The organism is Streptomyces sp. GC420 (assembly GCF_009916105.1).
In the GTDB taxonomy this organism is placed as follows: Bacteria; Actinomycetota; Actinomycetes; order Streptomycetales; family Streptomycetaceae; genus Streptomyces.
The window spans coordinates 1-2,679 of the sequence record NZ_JAAAXQ010000639.1 but is presented as its reverse complement, the minus strand read 5'-3'; the positions used below and the strand labels follow the sequence as shown (position 1 = coordinate 2,679).

Below are 2,679 nucleotides of genomic sequence, written 5' to 3'. Positions count from 1 at the left end.
GGTCAGGAGGCCTTCGCCTTCTGGGCCCCGGCGGAGGAGGCGGGCCGGGCGGCGGACGCGGGCGGCGGCGCCGGCTTGGCGGCCTCGTAGAACTCCTCGCGCGGCGAGTGGATGGCGCCGAGCGAGACGACCTCGCGCCGGAGGAACGTCGCGAGGGTCCAGTCGGCGAAGACACGGATCTTGCGGTTCCAGGTCGGCACGGCGAGACCGTGGTAGCCACGGTGCATGTACCAGGCGAGCCGTCCCTTGAGCTTGATCTTCATCTTGCCCATGACGATCATCGCCACGCCCTTGTGCAGGCCGAGGCCGGCGACCGCACCCTTGTTGGCGTGCTTGTACTCGGTCTGCGGGAAGCCCCGCATGCCCGAGATCACGTTGTCGCCGAGGATCCTGGCCTGGCGCAGCGCGTGCTGGGCGTTCGGCGGGCACCAGGCGTTCTCGTTGCCGGCGGCGCGGGCGGCCATGTCCGGGACCTGGGCGTTGTCGCCGGCGGCCCAGATGTAGTCGGTGCCCTTGACCTGGAGGGTCGGCTCGGTGTCGACGTGGCCGCGGGGGCCGAGCGGCAGTCCGAAGCGGGCCAGGGCCGGGTTGGGCTTGACGCCCGCGGTCCACACGATGGTGCTGGAGTCGACTTCCAGGCCGTTCTTGAGCACCACGTGCCCGTCGACGCAGGAGTCCATCGAGGTGGAGAGGTAGACCTCGATGCCACGGGCCTCGAGGTGCTCCTTGCCCCACTTGCCGAGTTCCGGCCCGACCTCGGGGAGGATCTTGTCCGCCGCGTCGACGAGGATGAACCGCATGTCCTCGCGCGACACGTTGTTGTAGTACTTGGCGGCGTCGCGGGCCATGTCCTCGACCTCGCCGATGGTCTCGGCACCCGCGAAGCCGCCGCCGACGAAGACGAAGGTGAGCGCCTTGCGGCGCACGTCCTCGTCCGTCGTGGAGTCGGCCTTGTCGAGCTGCTCGAGGACGTGGTTGCGCAGGCCGATGGCCTCCTCGACGCCCTTCATGCCGATGCCCTGCTCGGCGAGGCCGGGGATCGGGAAGGTGCGGGAGACCGCGCCGAGCGCGATGACCAGGTAGTCGAAGGGCAGCTCGTACGCCTCGCCGACGAGCGGCGCGATCGTGGCGGCCTTGCGGTCCTGGTCGATGGTGGTGACCCGGCCGGTGAGGACCTCGGCTCCGGGCAGCACGCGTCGCAGCGGGACGACGACGTGCCGGGGCGAGATGTTGCCGGCGGCGGCTTCGGGGAGGAACGGCTGGTACGTCATGTACGAGCGCGGGTCGACGACCGTGACGGTCGCCTCGCCGTAGCGCATCTTCTTCAGAATGCGACGAGCTGCGTACAGGCCTACGTACCCACCGCCTACAACGAGGATCCTGGGACGCTCCGTGGTGCTCATGTTTCGAGTATCCAGCACCCCCCGGAGGGGTGCTCGTGAGCCCCTTCACAAGGTTCTGGGCCCCTTCTGCTACACTCCCCGGCCCCCGTGACCGAGGTCATGTCACGGCCGGGGAACCACCCTCCCCCGGAAGCCGTTGAAACCCCCTCTGAGCTGCTCCTCTCCGCTCCGCAGGGGCGTGTGTGAGGGATTCACCGACGCGCCTTCGATATGTCGGCAACTGTCGCGTATGGCTTGAGATTGCGAGCCCGAGCAGGCCGGCGCTCAGATGTATGGGGGTGTCGCGGGGTTCCGCGCACCAAACAGGGGGTCACTGGCCATTTTTCCTTGTGAAGAACTTCACGAACTTTCTCGCGGCGGCCCTCCCGGACAGCCCGGAATCGGCCTCACCACCCCCTCTCCGCCACGCCGGGAGCGGGTTCGGGCCGGGGTCAGGCCGGGATCGGGCCGGGCGGGAGACGCATGCGATCGGATCGTCCTCGGATCGGAGGGTGGGCAGGGCGGTGCACCGGCCCGCGGGCATGGAGCACTCACGACCGGGACCGGCCCCATTATTGAACACGTTCAACACCGGGGTCCACCCGCCCCGACCCTGCGCACCTTCCTCCACGGAGGGCACCCACCGGCCTGCGATCTATGATGGAAAGATCAAATCGGTACATTCTGCACACCTTCCCTAGGGGCAGCATGGACGACAACGAGACCGCCCGGGAGCCGGACGAGCTGTACGCCGAGGAACCGACGGGCCCGGACGACTACGCCGAGGACTACGCGGAGGAAGAACCCGTCGGAGCCCTGTCCGCGGAGCCGGACGTCCTTCTCGACGTACCCCTGCTGAAGGTCGACGAGATCACCCTGGACGTCGAGGACCTCCGGGCCCGGGTCTCCTTGCAGGCGGAAGTCCTCGACCTGCTCAGACTCAATGTGGGCGCGGACGTGCAACTGGGCGCCGTGCACCTCGACATCAAGGGAGTGGAGGCCCAGGCGCTGCTCAAGGTGCGACTGGACAACGTCGCCGAGGTCATCGGCAGGGTGCTGACGACGATCGACCGCAATCCGCAGATCCTCCGGGACGTCACCTCGGGCATCGGGTCCGCCGTGCGCGAGGTGGGCACCGGAGCGGGGCGCACGCTGGAGGACGTGGGGCGCGGTGCCGGGGCGGCGGTCGGAGACATCGGCCGCGGGGCCGGAACGGCCGTCGGAGACATCGGGCGCGGCGCGGGTGCGGCCGTCGAGGACGTGGGGCGCGGGACCGGAACGGCGGTCAGCGACGTCG

At 69.4% G+C, this 2,679-nt stretch carries 1 protein-coding gene and 1 pseudogene; one reads left to right on the top strand and one right to left on the bottom strand.

Features of this window, described 5'->3' with window-relative positions; genetic code table 11:
* Positions 1–2 precede the first annotated feature (2 nt).
* The gene (locus GUY61_RS37240; protein ID WP_166634711.1) at positions 3–1,403 is read right to left on the bottom strand and encodes an NAD(P)/FAD-dependent oxidoreductase; all 1,401 of its coding nucleotides are present in this window, start codon (positions 1,401–1,403) and stop codon (positions 3–5) included.
* A 687-nt stretch (positions 1,404–2,090) separates the two neighbouring features.
* Here GUY61_RS37240 and GUY61_RS37235 point away from each other — a divergent pair.
* Positions 2,091–2,679 (top strand): annotated as a pseudogene (locus GUY61_RS37235) (hypothetical protein); the annotation flags it as partial.

Bases quoted from the DNA above. Each gene is read 5' to 3' on its own strand.
- GUY61_RS37240 (WP_166634711.1), bottom strand. From the start codon at position 1,403: ATGAGCACCACGGAGCGTCCCAGGATCCTCGTTGTAGGCGGTGGGTAC.